At 44.3% G+C, this 17130-nt stretch carries 20 protein-coding genes; 16 read left to right on the top strand and 4 right to left on the bottom strand.

Annotated features, from left to right (window positions below; all coding sequences use genetic code 11):
* The first annotated feature begins 107 nt into the window (after nt 1–107).
* The 4 genes from AB4Z30_RS06515 to AB4Z30_RS06500 all read left to right on the top strand — a co-directional run bounded on the left by AB4Z30_RS06515 (nt 108) and on the right by AB4Z30_RS06500 (nt 2055).
* A complete protein-coding gene (locus tag AB4Z30_RS06515; RefSeq protein ID WP_441924492.1) occupies nt 108–479 on the top strand; it encodes a hypothetical protein in 372 nt (123 codons plus the stop codon).
* Between the two features lie 26 nt (nt 480–505).
* On the top strand, nt 506–676 hold the full coding sequence (locus tag AB4Z30_RS06510; RefSeq protein WP_441924490.1) for a hypothetical protein: 171 nt from the start codon (nt 506–508) through the stop codon (nt 674–676).
* Between the two features lie 78 nt (nt 677–754).
* Complete coding sequence (locus AB4Z30_RS06505) at nt 755–1096, top strand: hypothetical protein (protein ID WP_441924488.1); 342 nt, start codon at nt 755–757, stop codon at nt 1094–1096.
* 140 nt (nt 1097–1236) lie between these two features.
* Nucleotides 1237–2055, top strand: coding sequence for a purine-nucleoside phosphorylase (locus AB4Z30_RS06500; protein ID WP_441924486.1), 819 nt, complete (start codon nt 1237–1239; stop codon nt 2053–2055).
* A gap of 212 nt (nt 2056–2267) precedes the next feature.
* Here AB4Z30_RS06500 and AB4Z30_RS06495 read toward each other — a convergent pair whose 3' ends face one another.
* The 3 genes from AB4Z30_RS06495 to AB4Z30_RS06485 all read right to left on the bottom strand — a co-directional run bounded on the left by AB4Z30_RS06495 (nt 2268) and on the right by AB4Z30_RS06485 (nt 5439).
* Nucleotides 2268–3503 carry an MFS transporter gene (locus AB4Z30_RS06495; RefSeq protein ID WP_441924484.1) on the bottom strand — a complete coding sequence of 412 codons (1236 nt, stop codon included), beginning with the start codon at nt 3501–3503 and terminating at the stop codon, nt 2268–2270.
* A 62-nt stretch (nt 3504–3565) separates the two neighbouring features.
* Entirely contained in the window at nt 3566–4471 is a 906-nt protein-coding gene (locus AB4Z30_RS06490) for an ArsR/SmtB family transcription factor (protein ID WP_441924482.1), read from the bottom strand.
* 266 nt (nt 4472–4737) lie between these two features.
* Nucleotides 4738–5439, bottom strand: a complete 702-nt coding sequence (locus AB4Z30_RS06485) for a DUF6199 family natural product biosynthesis protein (protein WP_441924480.1) — start codon at nt 5437–5439, stop codon at nt 4738–4740.
* Between the two features lie 144 nt (nt 5440–5583).
* Between AB4Z30_RS06485 and AB4Z30_RS06480 the strand changes: the two genes are divergently transcribed.
* The 8 genes from AB4Z30_RS06480 (at nt 5584) to pstB (ending at nt 12564) form a co-directional block, all read left to right on the top strand.
* Complete coding sequence (locus AB4Z30_RS06480) at nt 5584–6402, top strand: sugar phosphate isomerase/epimerase family protein (RefSeq protein WP_441924478.1); 819 nt, start codon at nt 5584–5586, stop codon at nt 6400–6402.
* Between the two features lie 204 nt (nt 6403–6606).
* Nucleotides 6607–6882 (top strand): hypothetical protein, encoded by a 276-nt coding sequence (locus AB4Z30_RS06475; RefSeq protein WP_441924476.1) that lies wholly within the window; start codon nt 6607–6609, stop codon nt 6880–6882.
* Complete coding sequence (locus AB4Z30_RS06470) at nt 6879–7013, top strand: BTAD domain-containing putative transcriptional regulator (RefSeq protein WP_441924474.1); 135 nt, start codon at nt 6879–6881, stop codon at nt 7011–7013. The genes AB4Z30_RS06475 and AB4Z30_RS06470 overlap by 4 nt, the downstream gene beginning before the upstream one ends.
* Nucleotides 7014–7371: 358 nt before the next feature.
* Entirely contained in the window at nt 7372–8772 is a 1401-nt protein-coding gene (locus tag AB4Z30_RS06465) for a stalk domain-containing protein (RefSeq protein ID WP_441924472.1), read from the top strand.
* Nucleotides 8773–8864: 92 nt separating this feature from the next.
* On the top strand, nt 8865–9728 hold the full coding sequence (locus AB4Z30_RS06460) for a phosphate ABC transporter substrate-binding protein (protein WP_441924470.1): 864 nt from the start codon (nt 8865–8867) through the stop codon (nt 9726–9728).
* A gap of 121 nt (nt 9729–9849) precedes the next feature.
* On the top strand, nt 9850–10818 hold the full coding sequence (pstC, locus tag AB4Z30_RS06455; protein ID WP_441924468.1) for a phosphate ABC transporter permease subunit PstC: 969 nt from the start codon (nt 9850–9852) through the stop codon (nt 10816–10818).
* A gap of 68 nt (nt 10819–10886) precedes the next feature.
* A complete protein-coding gene (gene pstA, locus AB4Z30_RS06450) occupies nt 10887–11723 on the top strand; it encodes a phosphate ABC transporter permease PstA (RefSeq protein WP_441924784.1) in 837 nt (278 codons plus the stop codon).
* Between the two features lie 82 nt (nt 11724–11805).
* On the top strand, nt 11806–12564 hold the full coding sequence (gene pstB / locus AB4Z30_RS06445; protein ID WP_441924466.1) for a phosphate ABC transporter ATP-binding protein PstB: 759 nt from the start codon (nt 11806–11808) through the stop codon (nt 12562–12564).
* A gap of 144 nt (nt 12565–12708) precedes the next feature.
* Here pstB and AB4Z30_RS06440 read toward each other — a convergent pair whose 3' ends face one another.
* Complete coding sequence (locus tag AB4Z30_RS06440) at nt 12709–13059, bottom strand: hypothetical protein (RefSeq protein WP_441924464.1); 351 nt, start codon at nt 13057–13059, stop codon at nt 12709–12711.
* A gap of 228 nt (nt 13060–13287) precedes the next feature.
* On the opposite strand from AB4Z30_RS06440, the gene AB4Z30_RS06435 reads away from it, so the two are divergent.
* From AB4Z30_RS06435 to AB4Z30_RS06420, 4 genes are all read left to right on the top strand, one after another.
* Complete coding sequence (locus AB4Z30_RS06435; RefSeq protein WP_441924462.1) at nt 13288–14868, top strand: leucine-rich repeat domain-containing protein; 1581 nt, start codon at nt 13288–13290, stop codon at nt 14866–14868.
* 152 nt (nt 14869–15020) lie between these two features.
* Nucleotides 15021–15968: a helix-turn-helix transcriptional regulator gene (locus tag AB4Z30_RS06430; RefSeq protein ID WP_441924460.1), complete on the top strand. Its 948-nt coding sequence runs from the start codon at nt 15021–15023 to the stop codon at nt 15966–15968.
* A gap of 66 nt (nt 15969–16034) precedes the next feature.
* The gene (locus AB4Z30_RS06425; protein ID WP_441924458.1) at nt 16035–16577 is read left to right on the top strand and encodes a DinB family protein; all 543 of its coding nucleotides are present in this window, start codon (nt 16035–16037) and stop codon (nt 16575–16577) included.
* 117 nt (nt 16578–16694) lie between these two features.
* A complete protein-coding gene (locus AB4Z30_RS06420) occupies nt 16695–17123 on the top strand; it encodes a hypothetical protein (RefSeq protein WP_441924456.1) in 429 nt (142 codons plus the stop codon).
* Nucleotides 17124–17130: the final 7 nt, after the last annotated feature.

Raw genomic sequence — 17130 nt, 5'->3', positions numbered from 1 at the left:
TTGAAAGTTCTAATGGTTTGTTCGACATGGTTGGACTTCCTTTATGTCGGAGGATCTGCAGCATGCCGCGAACCAGTCTTGCAGCATCGTCTTACTAGGAGGGAAATATGAGGATTAAATTTTTTGCTGTTACTGTGCTTATTCTTATGCTTATGCTTATGGGTTGTTCAAACAGGGTGATATCTTTTGATGGGGAGAGCGATAACTGGAAGGTGATGCTCACAAACAGTTCTGAAACAGAAATGGCCGAGTTCACTATACGATATATCGGTGACGAATATGCCGTGAAGGATGTACATTACCAGTTCAGCGGTCAAGAATTCGAAGCAAACGGATATGAGGAAAACCTGGGAAACCCGCAACGAGATATCAAACATGCTTCAGGCGCAAAGTTTCTAGATCTTGAGCAATTTCCTCTTTCCATTCATATTCAATGGAATGAAGATCGAGCCGAAACGATATCTCTTGAAAAGCTATAAATTGAATTCAGACGGAGTTGAATAAGATGGAAAGTATCCGTAATATTGCGGTAACCTTTATCGGCAATTTTGCGATGACCTATTTTATATTCGGTGAGGGAACGATCGGTAGGCCGTTGCTATTCGCACTCTTTATGCTCATGTTGATGATGGGGATGGACTGGTACAAAAGCAGGGGGAATCATACGCTGAATTAGCATATGTGTACTTTGGAGCCGATTCTGGCAGAGGGTCGGCTATTCGCTGTACAATTTTAGAGAGGAGGTGCTGGATCGTTGTTACGAATGCTTTCGCTTGACTCATTCCGATGTTGGATGCAGCGGAAACAGGAACAACTGCAGGTGCTCCAGATCTCAACGGAAGAGAGAAAACAAAATCCTGAAATGGAGAGGGATAGTACTTTCGATCCTTTCATTGGATATGTTCATGAATCGGAGAGAACTATTGGCCAAGTCACGATTTGGGCTTCTGGGCAGATGGAATTTGAGGTGATTAACATCGGCACAGAAGAACGTTTATTGTGGACGTATGTTGAGCAGATTGAAGAACAAGACGCAAATTTCGAAACGATGTTGGAACCTTACTTTGTCGCACTACAGTCCGGGGTTAAGACTTAGAAGAGCCTATGGTAACCTTATATTGAAGTGAGAATGGGGACTGCCATTTACATTAGAGCTTTTGTTCATTACACTTGATAAGTAACGCTTATAAATAGGGTATATGTAATATCAATTCAGATTATCAGGAGGACGTTATTATGCATCAATCAGCACACATTCAGGAAGCACGCGATTACATATTAAACCGGATCAACTCCAAGCCAGTGGTAGGTATGATTCTGGGTTCAGGATTGGGAGCACTCGCGGACGAGATTGAGAATGCAACGGTAATCCCTTATACAGAAATTCCGTATTTTGCTCAATCTGAAGCCATCGGACACGCCAATGAATTGGTGATTGGAGAATTGATGGGTCAGACGGTTGTGGCTATGAAAGGCCGTCTTCACTACTATGAAGGTTTTACATTGGATGAAGTTACGTTCCCGGTTCGCATTATGAAGGCGCTGGGCGTTGAACAACTGATCATCACCAACGCATGTGGTGCGGTTAACACCGGTTTTGAACCGGGCCAGCTCATGCTGATTACCGATCACATCAATTTGGTTGGTAACAATCCACTGATTGGGCCGAATAATGCTGAACTGGGTGTTCGTTTCCCGGATGTATCCCAAGTATATAACCGTGAATTACGCAGTATCGCACTGCAGGTTGCTGAGGAGCAAAATGTCAGCTTGCAACAAGGGGTATACGCTTGGTGGAGTGGCCCGGCCTATGAAACACCTGCTGAGATTCGCATGATTCGCACGATGGGTGCGGACGCTGTAGGGATGTCTACTGTACCAGAAGCCATTGTTGCTATTCATGGCGGCATGAAGGTGCTCGGTATTTCCTGTCTGACAAACATGGCTTGTGGTATTCTGGATCAACCGCTCAGCCATGAGGAAGTTATTGAGGTAGCCGCGAAAGTGAAGACCACTTTTATTGGCTTAGTTAAAGGCATTTTGCAAAAAATGTAACATCGCATCTTACTATACTAGTAGAACCAATTCGCAAGCATTGTCTCATCAGAAACCTCTGATGGGGCAATGTTTTTTTGTGAAAAAGAGGATGCAGGAATATATTCCTGCATCAGCTTGTGCCACTTATAACTTATAAGTGGAAATATATCTATATGAAGATATGTATAACTTAGCCATCCATAGCGTTCATAAGACCTACTCTAATGAATTCATGAGAATGACTCTTCTTTCTTGAGCGTTGATAAATCTCCATCCAAGAATTTCAGATTCGGCAGAAAGGCTGCGGCTATGGAGCAGAATATAGGAAGCAATCCAATCGTTAGGAATAATATGGGTATTCCGAATTTCTCAGCTATTGCCGCACCTGCAAAAGCACCCACAGGTTGTAACCCCCCACCGATTAAGAAACGAATTGAATTGACTCTACCTTGGAGTGAGACAGGTACAAGTGTGCCATGGAGTGAGGAACTAAGCACACCAAAAAAGGGACCTGCTGCCCCAGATATACATAAAATAAGGAGTGCAAATGGATAACTGGGAAATGCCCCGAGTAAAACGTAGCTGAGCCCAATCGTAGCTAAACTGCAAAGCATAACAACTTTTCTCTTCTTAAACTCACCTAGCTTGGATATGATCAGCAGCCCGCCGAGGGTACCGAATGCAGAAGCTGAGGTCAAGGTACCCATAGTCGCAGCATTTTTATGTAACACTTCACGCACAAACGGAATCATCATCGTCCAGACAGCTATAGAAGACATATTACTTACGGAAACCATGAGCATGATGGTTAACATTGCGGGGAACTTTCGATAGAAGGAGAACGCTTCACCAATATCTTGAATATATTCTTTGAATGAAAATGTAACGTTAGAAATGGATTGTTGATGGATCGTAGGCATATAGAGCAATGCAGTTAATGCTAAAAGGTAACATGCAGCATTGACACCCAATGTGGGCAAGGAACCGGCAAGTGCGATCAGAGCTCCAGCCAAAGCGGGGCCAATCAAGGCAGAAGCATTGCGAGCACCATCGATTACAGCGAATGAGCGTATCAATTGATGCTTGTCTACTGCACCAGGTATCACGGCCATGGCTGTTGGCATAAACAGCGCAGAACAAGCACCGCTGAGTGCTGCTGCTATGAAGAGATGCCAGAGGTGCAGGTGACCTGTAATACTCATAGTCAATGGGATTAGAAGAGCCGCTAGCCTAATGACTATAAGTCCGATCATGAATTTCCGTCGGTTCAGCCGATCGGATAGTGGTGACCCAAACAGGCGGAATAAAACCTCGGAAATACTGAAACATAGTGCCATAGCACCCATAGCCAGTTTGGAAGCTGTTAATTCATAGACGATCCATTCCATAGCCAATAGACCAAAAACATCGCCGAAGGAACTCAGAGTAACGGTGCCTAATAAATAGTAGTAACTTCGCTTCAGCATGAAAATTCCTCCGTAGATGTCAAATAGAACTTAGTAAATACGAAACCAATGAGATGCAATCCTTAGCTATGAATATAGTCATCGATCTGCTGAGGAAGTTTGTCCAAGGCCTCCGACCGCAAGCTATATTCCGTATTTTTGTGATTATAGTGAACGAGAACTAGACCGGCTGCTCGCAGAAAAATCAGATGATAGTGTATTGTACTCTTCGAAAGCTTGACTTCACGGACAATCTCGGAAAAGGATAACTGCTTACCCGTAAGCAGACGTAGAATAACTAATCGCGTCTCATCGGACAAGGCTCTTGTAAGACGAAGCAATTTAGGGTCGGGCCGACCCGGTTCTATCGGCATGATGTCACAAGCGTAATTCGTGAAAATGACCTCGTCTAAGATGGTTGACGTGACAAAAGGACGAGCATGATACTGGGGAATCAGAATGACCTTTTTCAACTTAGAGGTGGGATAAATGCGCATGCCTTGTGTTGCATCTTCATATACCACTTTGTCATTAGTACCATCAAGAAGAACACGTCTTTCCTCTGCTTCGCTTATGAGCTCATCTATGATGATTGGATTAACTTGACTGAAGTACTGGCTATTCCATTCTCTTAATACCTCTAAAGTTTGGTTGCGCAGTGACGATAAATTAGAGGGCACAGACATGTGAAACCGGGATGCAATGTCGAATAACTCACCTGTTGACAGTTTCTCAAGCCAAACCATAAATCCATTCACCGATCGTTCGCCAGGACAAGTCCAAATGTAAGGAGCAAGAGTAAAGTTGTCTGTCGCTTTCATCATATCGCGCATCAGTTGGAGCTTGGCTGGAGTGAAACGGTTCTGGACTTCACGTATCCAAGATTTTCCCGCGTCTAGGGCGTTATGGTTTTGTTTGTTCGTAAAAGCAATCAAGCTGTTTACGCACTCGTACATCGGAGAGAAATCAACCTCAACTTTGTAATCCATAAATATAGAACCTCCTATTTGTTCTATGTATATAGAACTAATTACTTTTAATATTATATGATCCAGCATTTTTTTTCAACTTCTAACCAATTCGAATGTAATGACCTATGTTCTCATACAACCGAAATTGCTATGGATGGATATATAATAAACACGAATAGACCTATTCATTGAATCCATGAATGGGCCTATTCGTGTTTGTATTTTCATTTTTTTGTTGAGTTAATGCACAATGTAGAGTCATTGTTCATGTTGAATTACCATGATTAGAATGCCTGAAATGCGGTCCAGATGGCGACGATCATGCACAGGACGCCTCCTATTTTGCACATAACATAATAAAAGTCACTAGGCTCGGGATTATTCACCCATACCCATTGGAAGGAAATCCAGAAGAGCAACCGCTGAAATGGTTGGTAATAAAATGTGCACCACCCGTAGATGAATACGGCAATGGCGAGGAATAGAAAAGCAGGCATACCTGGTTTCTCGTGGTACTCTGGGAAGGCAGCCGTTACGAGCATAACCGGTGTATATTGTTCCTCGCCCTCTGCAATTATGCGTTCCCCGTTTAGAACGTCACTTTCCGGAGGAGCCATATTTCCTTGTTCATCATAACTCAATAAAATACCGTTCTGTTGCTCGACTTCATATTTGTTCCCTTGAGGGTAAAATACATTATACGTTGCAATGGGCTTGGAATCGGTTTGAGTTACAGTGTAATTCTGCTCGCCAATCGTTACGATACGTTTGTGTTGTTCGACTTGTACCTGAATGGGGACTGCATCTTGGCTTCGACAGATGATGCTTGTGCCATCCTCTTGATCTGATACATATTTGTGTTGATCGATATAGAATACAGGCTGTGTAAAATAAGATTTCGAACTGATCCCGACAATGATGGATAGGGTTGCAATACAAATTAGCATAATGAGGGTAGGCCCATGTTTTTTTAATAAAGAATTCACAGAAGAATAACCAATCCTTTCCTGTAAGTAAGTGTTCTTTTTAATACGCAATATTTGGTAAAGGGTTGTGTTTGTTCTGTTGGCGAGTAGGCATTTCGTATACAATGGAATAAGCATCTGAAAGGACAGACAGGAGGCAAAGTTATGATTAAGGGATTGACCAAGGCAGGACTTGGCAAGCTGGAGTCCGATGAACAATATATTACGTATGCAGCTAGGTATAGTTTTGGGGCAGTTGATTTGAATCCGCTTTCATTCGTACAGACATATGGCACAGGACAAGCCCAGCATCTGCTGGAAAGCAATCAAATTATCATTGGATCAGCGGATTTTCCAGTGGAATGGCGTTCAGACGATGAACAATTCCGAGAGGGGATACCGAACCTGGTAGCGATGGCCGAAGCATCTGCCGCACTGAACGTAGACAAGTGCTGTACCTACATTCTACCCTCTACCGATCAGCCTGCTGCGACATTTATGGCTGCAGCAACCAAACGATTAAGACTTTGTGCTGATATTCTGGATGCGTATGGTATCCGGCTCGGACTGGAGTTTGTGGGATGTCATCACTTGCGTACGCAATGGAAGAATCCGTTTCTTTGGCGTGTAGAGGATACATTGGACTGGATCGATACGATACATGCACCCAATGTGGGTCTGCTCGTCGATTCGTATCACTGGCACACGAATGGTCTGAAGATGGATGAGCTGTTGAAGCTGAAGCGGGAGCAGGTGATTCATGTGCATATCAATGATGCGTATGATCTGCCAATTGAGGAATTGAAGGATGGCGAACGTCTCTATCCGGGAGAGGGAGTCATTGATCTGAGTGGTTTTCTGAAAAATCTGAAGGCCATCGGCTACAATGATGTCGTGGCTCAGGAAGTGCTGGCACCTGCATCCGAACTGGATGTGGAGACACGGTTTGCCAAGTCGAAGGCAGGCTATGATCTCGTATTTTAATTTTGAGAGATATCTTGTACAGGATTTTATTGTGTTTTAGCCATGAACGATTGAATCAAACGAGCTGCCGTTTGATTTCAATCGTTTTTTTTGTCGTTCTATACGCCCTTTCTGCTCCTCGGACTCATGTTCAGTGATTGTTAAGAGCGTCCTTGTATAGTGAATGATACAGAATGTAATAACAATTTTTAAGGAGGAAAAGGTTTGAAACTATATCCTGTCAATGCTGCGAAAATGACAAACATGCGCTGGACATTATTACTTACGCTCGTCTTTGCGGTATTCACAAGCGTGAGTTATCCGGCTTCATCCGCACTGGCCGCAACAACTTCCATTTCATTAAGCCGACCTACAGATATCGAGTTCTATAAGACGGCTAATGGCGAAACGCAAATGCTGATTGCAGACAGCGGTAACAATCGCGTTATTCGGGCTATGGGGCATTCGCCTTATAAGAAGAAGCCTATCGGTGCGCTATGAAAGCTTATTTATCCTTGGGAAAGCATGATCAGGTGCTGCGAATTTATCGAGATCTGGAAGCGAGGCTGAACGAATTGCACATTGGCCCTTCTGCGGTGACCAAACGTTTATATGAGCAAATTAAAGCCTAAGTTGTGAGGGAAAACCTTGCTAATACAGCATTATATACGATCAGACGAATTCAATAAGACGATCCAATGATTGAATAGAACATGTCCGGATGAAACCATTTCACCGGCACGTTTTTTTTGTTTTATGAAAACATTGACAATGCGTTAACAATTCCAAGATTTCCCGTTTACAAATCACTTCTATAATTACAAACGTGATAGGTCATTTTTACTATGAACGTGGATGGTTTGGGGGGATGGGCGAACAAGCTCTCATATTGACGATACATGCAAGCATACCAAACATACCAAGCAGCAGGGCACAGCATTATCAGGCAAGATTATATGGAGAATAGAAGGGTGACAAGAGACAATGTCAATGAAAAAGGCGTTTTTAGTGTCCATGGTAGCTACAGTATTAACAACTTCTGTAGTTGGTGCAGTATCGGCTGCTCCTGCAGCAAAACCTGCGGCTAGTTCAAGTACAACTCAGGTGAAAAACTCCACGTTTGTCATAAACGGTAACAGTGTCATTGTACGTTCCATTGTGAAAAATGGAGAAACGTTAGTCGCTGTTCGCGACGTCATCAAAGCGATTGGTGCACAGGCTGAAGTTGCCAGCGGAGCAACGGTGATTCAATTGAATGGTCACACAGTAAGTTTGCAGAACAAATCGAAGCAACTCGTGGTCGACGGAACAAAGGTGAATCTGAACCAACCAGTGACGATCATTGGAGGAGTAAGCTACGTTGCACTTCGTCCGTTGGTGGCTGGCGTAGGCGGTACCGTTGGATTGAAAAATGGTCAGCTTGAAGTCAGCACGATTGCTCTGATTGAAGGTACAGAGAACCCACGTTTTGCCGGAGCAAATGAGCTAATTGTATCCAAAAATGATGATGAGGGCAGAAGTGATTATCTCATCCATACACCCACTGGAAAATATGAGCTGTTGTTAACGACTGAAGGCGGTTCTGACCTCGTTGTGTCCCCGAGTGGTAATCAAGCAGCCTATACGAATGCAGAAGGAGCCGTATACGTTATCGATCTGAAAACGAAGGCTTCGAAGCTCATTACGAATGATACAAGCATCAAGCCGGAACTGGTCTGGGCTGCGGACGAGAGTTCGATCTATTTCCTGCAAGGAGATAAAGGATCGGTGATCGCGAACTTGAATCTGGCGGACGGTACCATCAAGAAACTGGTGGAAGATAAAGTCGATTACAAAGAAAACCTGAATGTGTCGGCAAACGGCAAACGATTCGTCTACACGGTGACCACACTGGGTAAAGTAACAGCGGATTCGACGAATGTAGATGAAGACAATGTAGACATTGATTTCTCAGCCAATCAACAGCAATTATTTTCATATAACAACGGTTCTGAAAAACCTGCTGCTGTGAAATTGACTACTTCAACCGATGATAAAGTATTTATCTATTCGGCAGATGGACAGAAAGCTTATTACGTAAGCGTACCGTCTGAGGATGGTAATGCTTCACTGATGTCTGTAGATGCATCCCAGAAGCCAGTCATCGTGTATAACGAGCATGATGTAGAACAAGCAGTTTTGTCAGGCGGTACCTTATACGTACTTGCTGCGCAGGATGACAAGAACAGCGTAATTCTGTCCATCGATACGGTAACCGGACAACAATCCAAGTTGTACACCGTGTCCTCTGATGTATCTTCTATCGTTGTGAAGGGTTCACAGATTGCTGTCGTTGAGAACGGACGAGTGCTGGTGCAAACAGATGGCAGCTGGAAAGCCGTAACGAAGTAAAAAGATAAGCTTCGATGCGTATGTGAAATGAAAAAGCCTAATTAAAAATGAAATGAATAATAAACCGCAAAATTCGAGAGGAGCTTTTTACAATGAAAAAATGGATTAAACCTTTCACAGCCATGCTGATGGCTGTATCCCTGGTTGGTGGACTTGGTGGTGCAATGACAGCATCGGCTGCCAAAAGCACGGAGAAAGGCAAAATTGTTATCAATGGATCTTCTGCACTCCTTCCATTGACGCTTCAAGCTGCAAGTGAATTCAAGAAAGACAATCCAAAAGTTAAAATCTCGGCATCCGCTGCGGGTTCCGTAACTGGCCCACAATCTGTTCGTAAAGGCATTGCAGATATCGGTGCGGTAGACTGGGATGCATCCAAGGATGTTCCTGGCTTCAAAAAATTCGATGGACAGGTTGCTCACCCGGTAGCTGTAACCGTGTTTACAGCGGTAGTAAATACAAACGTAGGTGTAACGAATCTGACTACAAAACAACTGCAAGACATCTTCTCCGGTAAAGTAACGAACTGGAAAGAAGTTGGAGGTTCAGACGGTAAAATCGTTGTCGTTAACCGTAAATTCGGATCAGGAACACGTGTTAACTTCCAACAAAAAGCGCTTGATGGTAAAGACTTCATGAGCAAGGGTGATAACTACAAAGAAGTAGGTTCCAGCGGTGACATGAAAACAACGATCGAAACGACACCTAACGCAATTGGTTATATCGACCTGCCGTACGTAACAAGCAAAATGAAAGCTGTATCCATTAATGGCGTAGCTCCAACAGAGAAAAACGTGTTGAACAAAACGTACAAAGTATGGGGCATCGGGTACTACATGACCAAAGGTCAACCAACGGGTGCAACGAAAGCATTCATCGATTACATCCAAAGCAGCAAGTTCCAGAACGGTTCCCTGAAAAAGCTGAAATTCATTCCGCTGGCAGCCGTTAAGTAAAACGTCCAGTCTGGTTCAGATCAGACTTCAGCTAAACATCCTGCATTTCATAAGAAAGGGATAGCCAGCTTCCGCGCGTGGTCGCCAAGCTGGCTTCTCTATGTGAAAGGAAGAGTCCTCTATGATGGAAATGAATCCACCGGCGAACAGCCCGGCTCCGAATGAGCTGGGCTCAAGCCTTGGCAAAGCGCCCGAGAAGAGAAGGCGTTTTGACCGTAAAGCACGCCTCCGGTGGTCTAACCGCATGTTTCGCATCCTCTGCATTGGCAGTGCGGCCTTTGTCTGCCTCGTTCTGCTCTGTATTCTGGTGCTTATGCTTCGCACAGGAGTTCTGACTTTTGAAGACGTCTCGCTGAAAGAATTCTTTTTCTCTACGAACTGGGACCCGGAAAATGAGCACTATGGTGCGCTGACTTTTATTCTGGGTACGTTTGCTCTCACCGGACTTACGATGCTGATGGCGATTCCTCTATCCGTAATCATTGCGATATTTCTGGCGGAAATGACACCGAAATGGCTTCGTCGCCTGCTGCGTCCGGTGCTGGATCTGCTGGTGGGTATCCCGTCCGTCGTATACGGTTATCTTGGTTTGACGGTTCTGATTCCATGGCTCCGGGACTTGAGCGGACGTGATCTGGCAGATGGTCTGCTAGCAGCATCTATTGTGCTCACCATTATGGTACTGCCGACGATTAGCCGGATTAGTGATGATGCGATCTCCGCCGTGCCGAACAAATACCGGGATGCGGCGTATGCACTCGGTACGAATCGGTTTCAAACGATTACCCGGGTCGTGCTTCCTGCGGCAAGAGGCGGCATTATGTATGCGGTCATTCTGGGTATGACACGTGCCATTGGTGAGACGATGGCGGTGGTGATGGTTATCGGGAATACGGCGCAGCTGCCGACCAGTCTGTTTACGCCAACCGCCGTGCTGACCAGTAACATTGTGATGCAAATCTCCAGTGTAGAGTTCGATTCGATCTGGAATCATGGCTTGTATATGATGGGCTTTATTTTGCTGGCGATCTCCATCCTGATGATCGTTGCCGTGAGAATGCTGCAGAAGAGAGGGGGCCGTCACCTGTGAGTGTGAAAAGAGAGGTTAATCCGGCTACCGCGTATTCCTTTGGCAAACGGCGAGCGTCCTCAGCATGGATGAATCGGCTGTTTACGGGGACAGTGTGGGGCGTAGGTATCATCGTTATTTTATTTATTGTGGGATTGTTGTTCCTGTTGTTGCAAAAAGGGTTGCCGATGCTCAGCTGGGATTTCCTGTACGGTGTACCGAGTGAGATTGAAGAGGGCGGAGGGATTGGCCCGGCACTATTTAACTCTTTTTACGTACTGATTCTCTCTCTTCTCATCTCGATTCCGATCGGGCTTGCAGCAGGTATATACCTTGCTGAATTTGCACCAAACAACAAACTGATTGAGGTTGTACGTATATGCGTGGAAGGGCTGTCGTCCGTGCCATCGATTATTTTCGGTTTGTTTGGGATTGCACTGTTTGTAGAGTATTTCGAGATCGGTCTGACGATTCTTGGCGCCGCGGTCAGCCTTGCCTTCCTGAACTTGCCTGTGTTAACCCGGGTGACGGAGGAAGCGGTTCGTGCTGTCCCAACCGAGCTTCGTAACGGTTCGTTTGCACTGGGTGCAACGCATCTGCAGACGATTCGGCAAGTGGTTCTTCCGGTTGCGCTGAACGGAATCATGACGGGCATCTGTCTGACCGCAGGCCGTGCTTTTGGGGAAAGTGCCGTTATTATTCTGACTGCGGGTGTATCCACGTCCGGCGAGATGTGGGATTTCAATTTGTTATCGCCAGGCGGAACGCTGGCGGTGCATCTGTGGTATATCCAGTCCGAGGCCATTGTGCCGGATGCGGAGCAGATTGCCCAGAAATCCACGGCCGTGCTGATTTTTGTCGTACTGCTTATCAATATTTTATTCCGTGTGCCACTGTGGTTTAATTCTCGTAAAAATCAAATGTAACGTAGAGCCATAGTCAATGCGGATGAACCTGTTATGTCTGCTGAAAAAAATAGTATATTCTAATTCATCGCCAGGAGGACACATGGTGCAATCGATTATTAAAACGAATAAGCYGAACTTATTTTACGGTACTTTTCAGGCGCTGAAAGACGTTTCTATTGAAATTCCGGAACGCGCCATTACGGCATTTATCGGTCCGTCCGGCTGTGGCAAATCTACCTTGCTTCGTACCTTAAATCGTATGAATGACCGAATACCTGGCACACGAATTGAGGGGAACGTGGCTGTTGGGGGAACCGATATCTACAGCGGTGATGTGCATGTGGAGACATTGCGCAAGAAGATCGGTATGGTCTTCCAGTCACCGAATCCTTTTCCGAAATCGATCTATGACAACATTGCATTCGGACCAAGACAACACGGGATTCATGGCAAAAAAAAGCTCGATGAGATCGTTGAACGCAGCTTGCGTTCTGCCGCTCTCTGGGATGAAGTCAAAGACAACCTGAAGCGCTCAGCGCTTAGTCTGTCCGGTGGACAGCAACAGCGACTATGCATCGCGCGTGCCTTGGCGGTTGAGCCGGATATTCTGCTCATGGATGAAGCGACAGCCTCTCTTGATCCGGTCTCTACCTTCAAGATTGAGGAGTTGACTCATGAGTTGAAGGAGCGTTACACCATCGTGATGGTCACCCACAACATGCAGCAAGCCGCGCGTGTCTCCCAGCAGACGGTGTTTTTCCTGAACGGCGAGGTTATAGAATATTCAGCTACGAAAAGTATGTTCTCCGAACCCGTCGATGCGCGCACACAGGATTATATCAGCGGCCGATTTGGCTGATGTATGCTTGCGGAGTGAGATTAATTTGGGATGAATGTGAGTGCTTATATCGTAGAGCAAGAATAGAGGAGCTAGCCCCTCTAGATATAGCTTATGTAGTAGACGAGAGCCTTTCAGAAGTGGTCTGAAGGGCTCTTTTATCGTTTACATTTTCCAGGGGAGATGAGGGTATTTGTAACGAAAAATGGTATTATTCTCATATTTAACATAAATCCATGGAGGTGGTACGGGGGTGCCGAACGCTTTGTATAAAGTTGTTCCGTCATCACTTGTCGAATATGCTTCAATGCCGCCCAGAATGTCCTCTGCATCAATTCTTCCTTGATAAGATAAGGTCTGTCCCTGCGTGCTAATCTGAGGTGCGTCTGAAATAAATCGGTAGGATGTATTGATCAAGCCCACCTTTTGGGAGGACAACATCATGAATTCGCTCAGGAGTAGTATGCTGATGAAAAGCATAAGAATTGCACTCGTAATCCAGCGTTTTTTCTTCATTTGCTTACCTCCAGCATCATTTTCGAATATAAAAATTTGTTTGAGCTAAATTTTGTCTCACCAGTATGTATTAGAATCAGAAGACGTTGTTAGAGGAATGAAGTCCATCCATGTAGTTACTACTATTCTGATCATACCAAAGTCAGGGTAACAAGTGCTGTTGAACACTTAGCTCATTGATAAAACCAACCGATATATAAACAAGAATCACAATACTTCCGTTGGGGGTTGAAGATCATTAAAATTTGGATGGTTGTGCCTTCACATAAGGCGATGAGAATTGGGCTTGAATCTTATGATCGGGATAGTGACAGGATGGAGGCTTATATCAAGGGAAAGAACGAGCATTGGGAGCCGCCAGTCTTTGTAACGCAGCGAAAGGGTAACAAAAGTGATTGCATTAAATACTCGATTACCTTTCTGGTTTTCTCAAAAAAAGCAAAGGAGGTTCTCACACCGTTAATCGGAATGGACGTCGAATTTCTCCCATTAATCCACGCTGAACAAGAGATGTTCGCTGTTAAGGTGAACCGGATACAAGATTTTATTGATATGAGTAATCCTGTTGAGCGAAAGACGGGATACGGTTATTTCTCAGAATACGTACATATTCTGCCGGAGCGTATTGATACAGATGCACACTTGTTTTGTTTACCGCAGCATCATCACCTTCAATTTTATGCCACAGATACATTTAAACAAGTGGTGGAGGAAAATAAACTTAAGACTTTTGAATTTATTGAGCTATGGGATACAGAAAACACAGAAGATATGCGAAAAGAACGTCTAAAGGCTTATGATACATATTATGCAGACATTGCTGCAAGACAGCAGGTGTCTTATGAAACGGCGAGAAGCATCGTTGAATCAGGAAATATTTGTCGTCATGATGATCACATTTTAATACAGAGTAGCGGCCGGTTTCTGATTGGGAAAATACTTGATAATGAATCGATTCAGTGGATAAGTCCAACGCATATCCCGCCGATTTATTTAGTGTGGCAATGGTACGTATATGAGGCTAATGAGCTGGAGAGAGTGAAACAGGAGTATTTTGCAGAAGTTTCTTATAAAGTTAATGGGCCTAGAGGTAACAAGGTCTTTTTCAAGGACGAACACTTGGAACAGGCTATTCGGTCTAAGCTTCAAGTGTTTAAAGAAGATTTGACGGATATGAACCTGCTGGAATTGAAAGTTATCATCAGCTATTACTTCAAAGGACCAGTGTATCATCTGGATGGCATTCAGTATGCCAAAAATCTGCGAAGTTACAGTGTGGAAGAAAATCCGGATTTTGATCTTGCAGAACTCTGTTATCTGCCTGAGAGTGTCGAAACATTATGTATCAACAATATGAAATTGAACAGTATATCGGAATTGACCAGGCTGACCCATCTTTCTAATCTGGAAACCATTCACATTGATAATAACAAGCTGGTCGATGTATCTCCATTGTTGACGTTTCCTCATCTAGACTGGATCAGAGCTGATTATAACCAGATAGAGGATATCACGCCACTTAATCAGCTCAAGAAATTACGTAATTTGATATTGAGTCATAACCCGATCAAGAATATTCATTTGTTAGCTTTACCGGAGCTTCTCAACTTGCGCATTGAGGGAGTGCTTACGGAAGACTGGGGGTTTTTGCTTACACAGTTTCCAAAACTGGAGTACTTGGAAATTTCGGAGAGTGGCATGTCAGAGGCTTCGCGTAAAAGTATGAGAGCGGTCATCAAAAGTAAGAAGTTTGAGGTTGAATGGGGACTGGCTGATGGAGGTAGCAGGAGGTATAACAGGAAGAGATAGAAGTGGTACTTTTGCTGATTTTTTAGGCAGCCTTTTTTCCTTACAAAAGGAATACCTTGTTGTAGCCGTTTACGGCAACGATGGTCTCATCCATGATATGATTAAACATGTACCGGAAGCATGGAAGTAAACCATAGGGGACTGAATGAAGCATGAACAAAACAGAGCGACAGCTCGCCATTACGCTTGAATTACAACGAACAAAACTGATCAGGGCGGAGGATCTAGCTGCTCAGTTTGAGACAAGTGTTCGTACAATATATCGCGACATCCAAGCATTAAGCGAGGCTGGAGTGCCCATTGCAGGTGCACCAGGTCATGGATACTCTCTGATGGAGGGATACTTTCTTCCCCCAGTTAGTTTTACTGCGGAGGAAGCCGTATCTCTGCTCATGGGAGCGAAGTTTATCGAACAGAGATGGGATACTGCCTATGGTATTCAGGCCAAGTCTGCACAGCGCAAGATTGAAGCGATTTTACCAGAAGCTGTTCGCAAACAGTCGACACGTGTACAGGAAACGATGCGTGTGCTTCATCCGATGGGACCTGATACAACCGGGATGGTGAGAAGCTACCTTAACGATATACGTAATGCGATTCTGGAGCAACGTAAAATCAGTTTGATGTATCTGAAAAAAATGCCGGGAGCGGACGGGGAACGCTCGAATCAGCGTGTGGTGTCTCCATATGGACTCACCCTGGTGCGGGAAAATTGGGTGTTGATCGGAAGGTGTGATCTGCGGCAAGACATTCGTCATTTTCGTTTGTCCCGCATGTCGGAGCTTTCTGTTCTGGAAGAGAAATTTGGTCTGCCGCCAGATTTTGATCTAAATCGGTATCAGCCGCCTGATGATCGCCATGAACTTGTAATTGTCCGCGCAACATCAGAAGTTGCTGACAAAATAATGGAGACCCTTCACTTTTATATCGATCACGTGGAAGAACACGAGGACGGCATTCATTTCCACTTTCGTGTCCGCTATCCTGAGGAAATTCTGCATCATCTACTTGGTTTGGGTGGAGATATCGAAGTGATGGAGCCGAAGTACCTGCGTGTTCGTATGCGGGAGATGGCGACAAATATCTTAAAACACTACTGACATACTCTTGTCAGTAGTGTTTTTTTATACTGGAATTAATCAAGATGAAGAGGAGTTGTTTGCAGGATGAAAAGCACAAATGAAATATTACAATCTTTCGAGACTACAGTAGAGAGGTATGTAGCAGAATTAAATCTTTTGAATATGGATGAGTTACTACAAAAAGAGAATGAGGAGGAATGGTCGATCGGACAGATGTACATGCATTTGATTCAATCGGCGCTGTTCATGCAATTGCGTAATATCGAGCATGGTTTGGCCAAGAATGAGCACACAGTAGATGTGGATGCGGAAAAAACAGAGCTGGGCAGTCAGGTATTTGAGGCAGAACAATTCCCTTCTGTTCGGGTCAAAGTACCAGCTTCGCCGCAATATACACCATTGCAACCCGAAAGTAAGGAACAACTGGCTCAGGGACTTCAGCAGGTTGTGGATCGGATGCGAAGTACAGCAACTGTCCTTGATCTAGAAGAAGCGGCTAGAGGCTCTAAAGTGCTTCACCCCCGTCTTGGAGCGTTAAATGCACAAGAGTGGTTCCACTTGATCGAGATGCACTATAGACATCATCTTTTACAGCTGGATCGCTTGAAAATGAATCTGGGAAAGTGAATTTAATAACTAGTACGGACTGGAGTGAATTGTCCGTAATTGAGTTCGGGACAGAAAGAAGGTGATGGTTAAGCGTTGTCGAATGAAGTAGTAATACTTCAAAGGAGTTGTCAGTTTATGCGGTATGATCCGGATGTATTAACGGCTCAGGATGTTTTTGAATATGAGTCTCATGAGGTAAGAAGTGTGTTACGGTCTGTTAAATATAGCATAAGGGTAGGAGACCTTTTTTTTATTATTACTCCTTACGACGATAAAATGTATGTTGTAGAAGAGATCGAGGAACATTATGACAGTTGGACTGTTATCTATAATGGTGGAAGAAGAGTAGCAGAGAAAGATGTATTTCCCCTATTCACCGTGGGTTCATTAATAAATATGTTATCTTATGATAATGATTTTGATTTACGGACTGCTGGGGCTAAGTGGATTGTAATTATYGATCATTGTCATGAGTATGCTTCAGAGGAAAGTGAGCTTCTTGTTACATTTTTATGGTATGTGCTTGTTGATTTGAGTGTACGGGGACTAATTAGTCGTGATTAAGCAGACG

Source organism: Paenibacillus sp. 2TAF8, assembly GCF_052114825.1.
Classification (GTDB): Bacteria; Bacillota; Bacilli; order Paenibacillales; family Paenibacillaceae; genus Paenibacillus.
The sequence above is the reverse complement of the archived record's forward strand: the minus strand, read 5'-3'. Positions and strand labels throughout refer to the sequence as shown.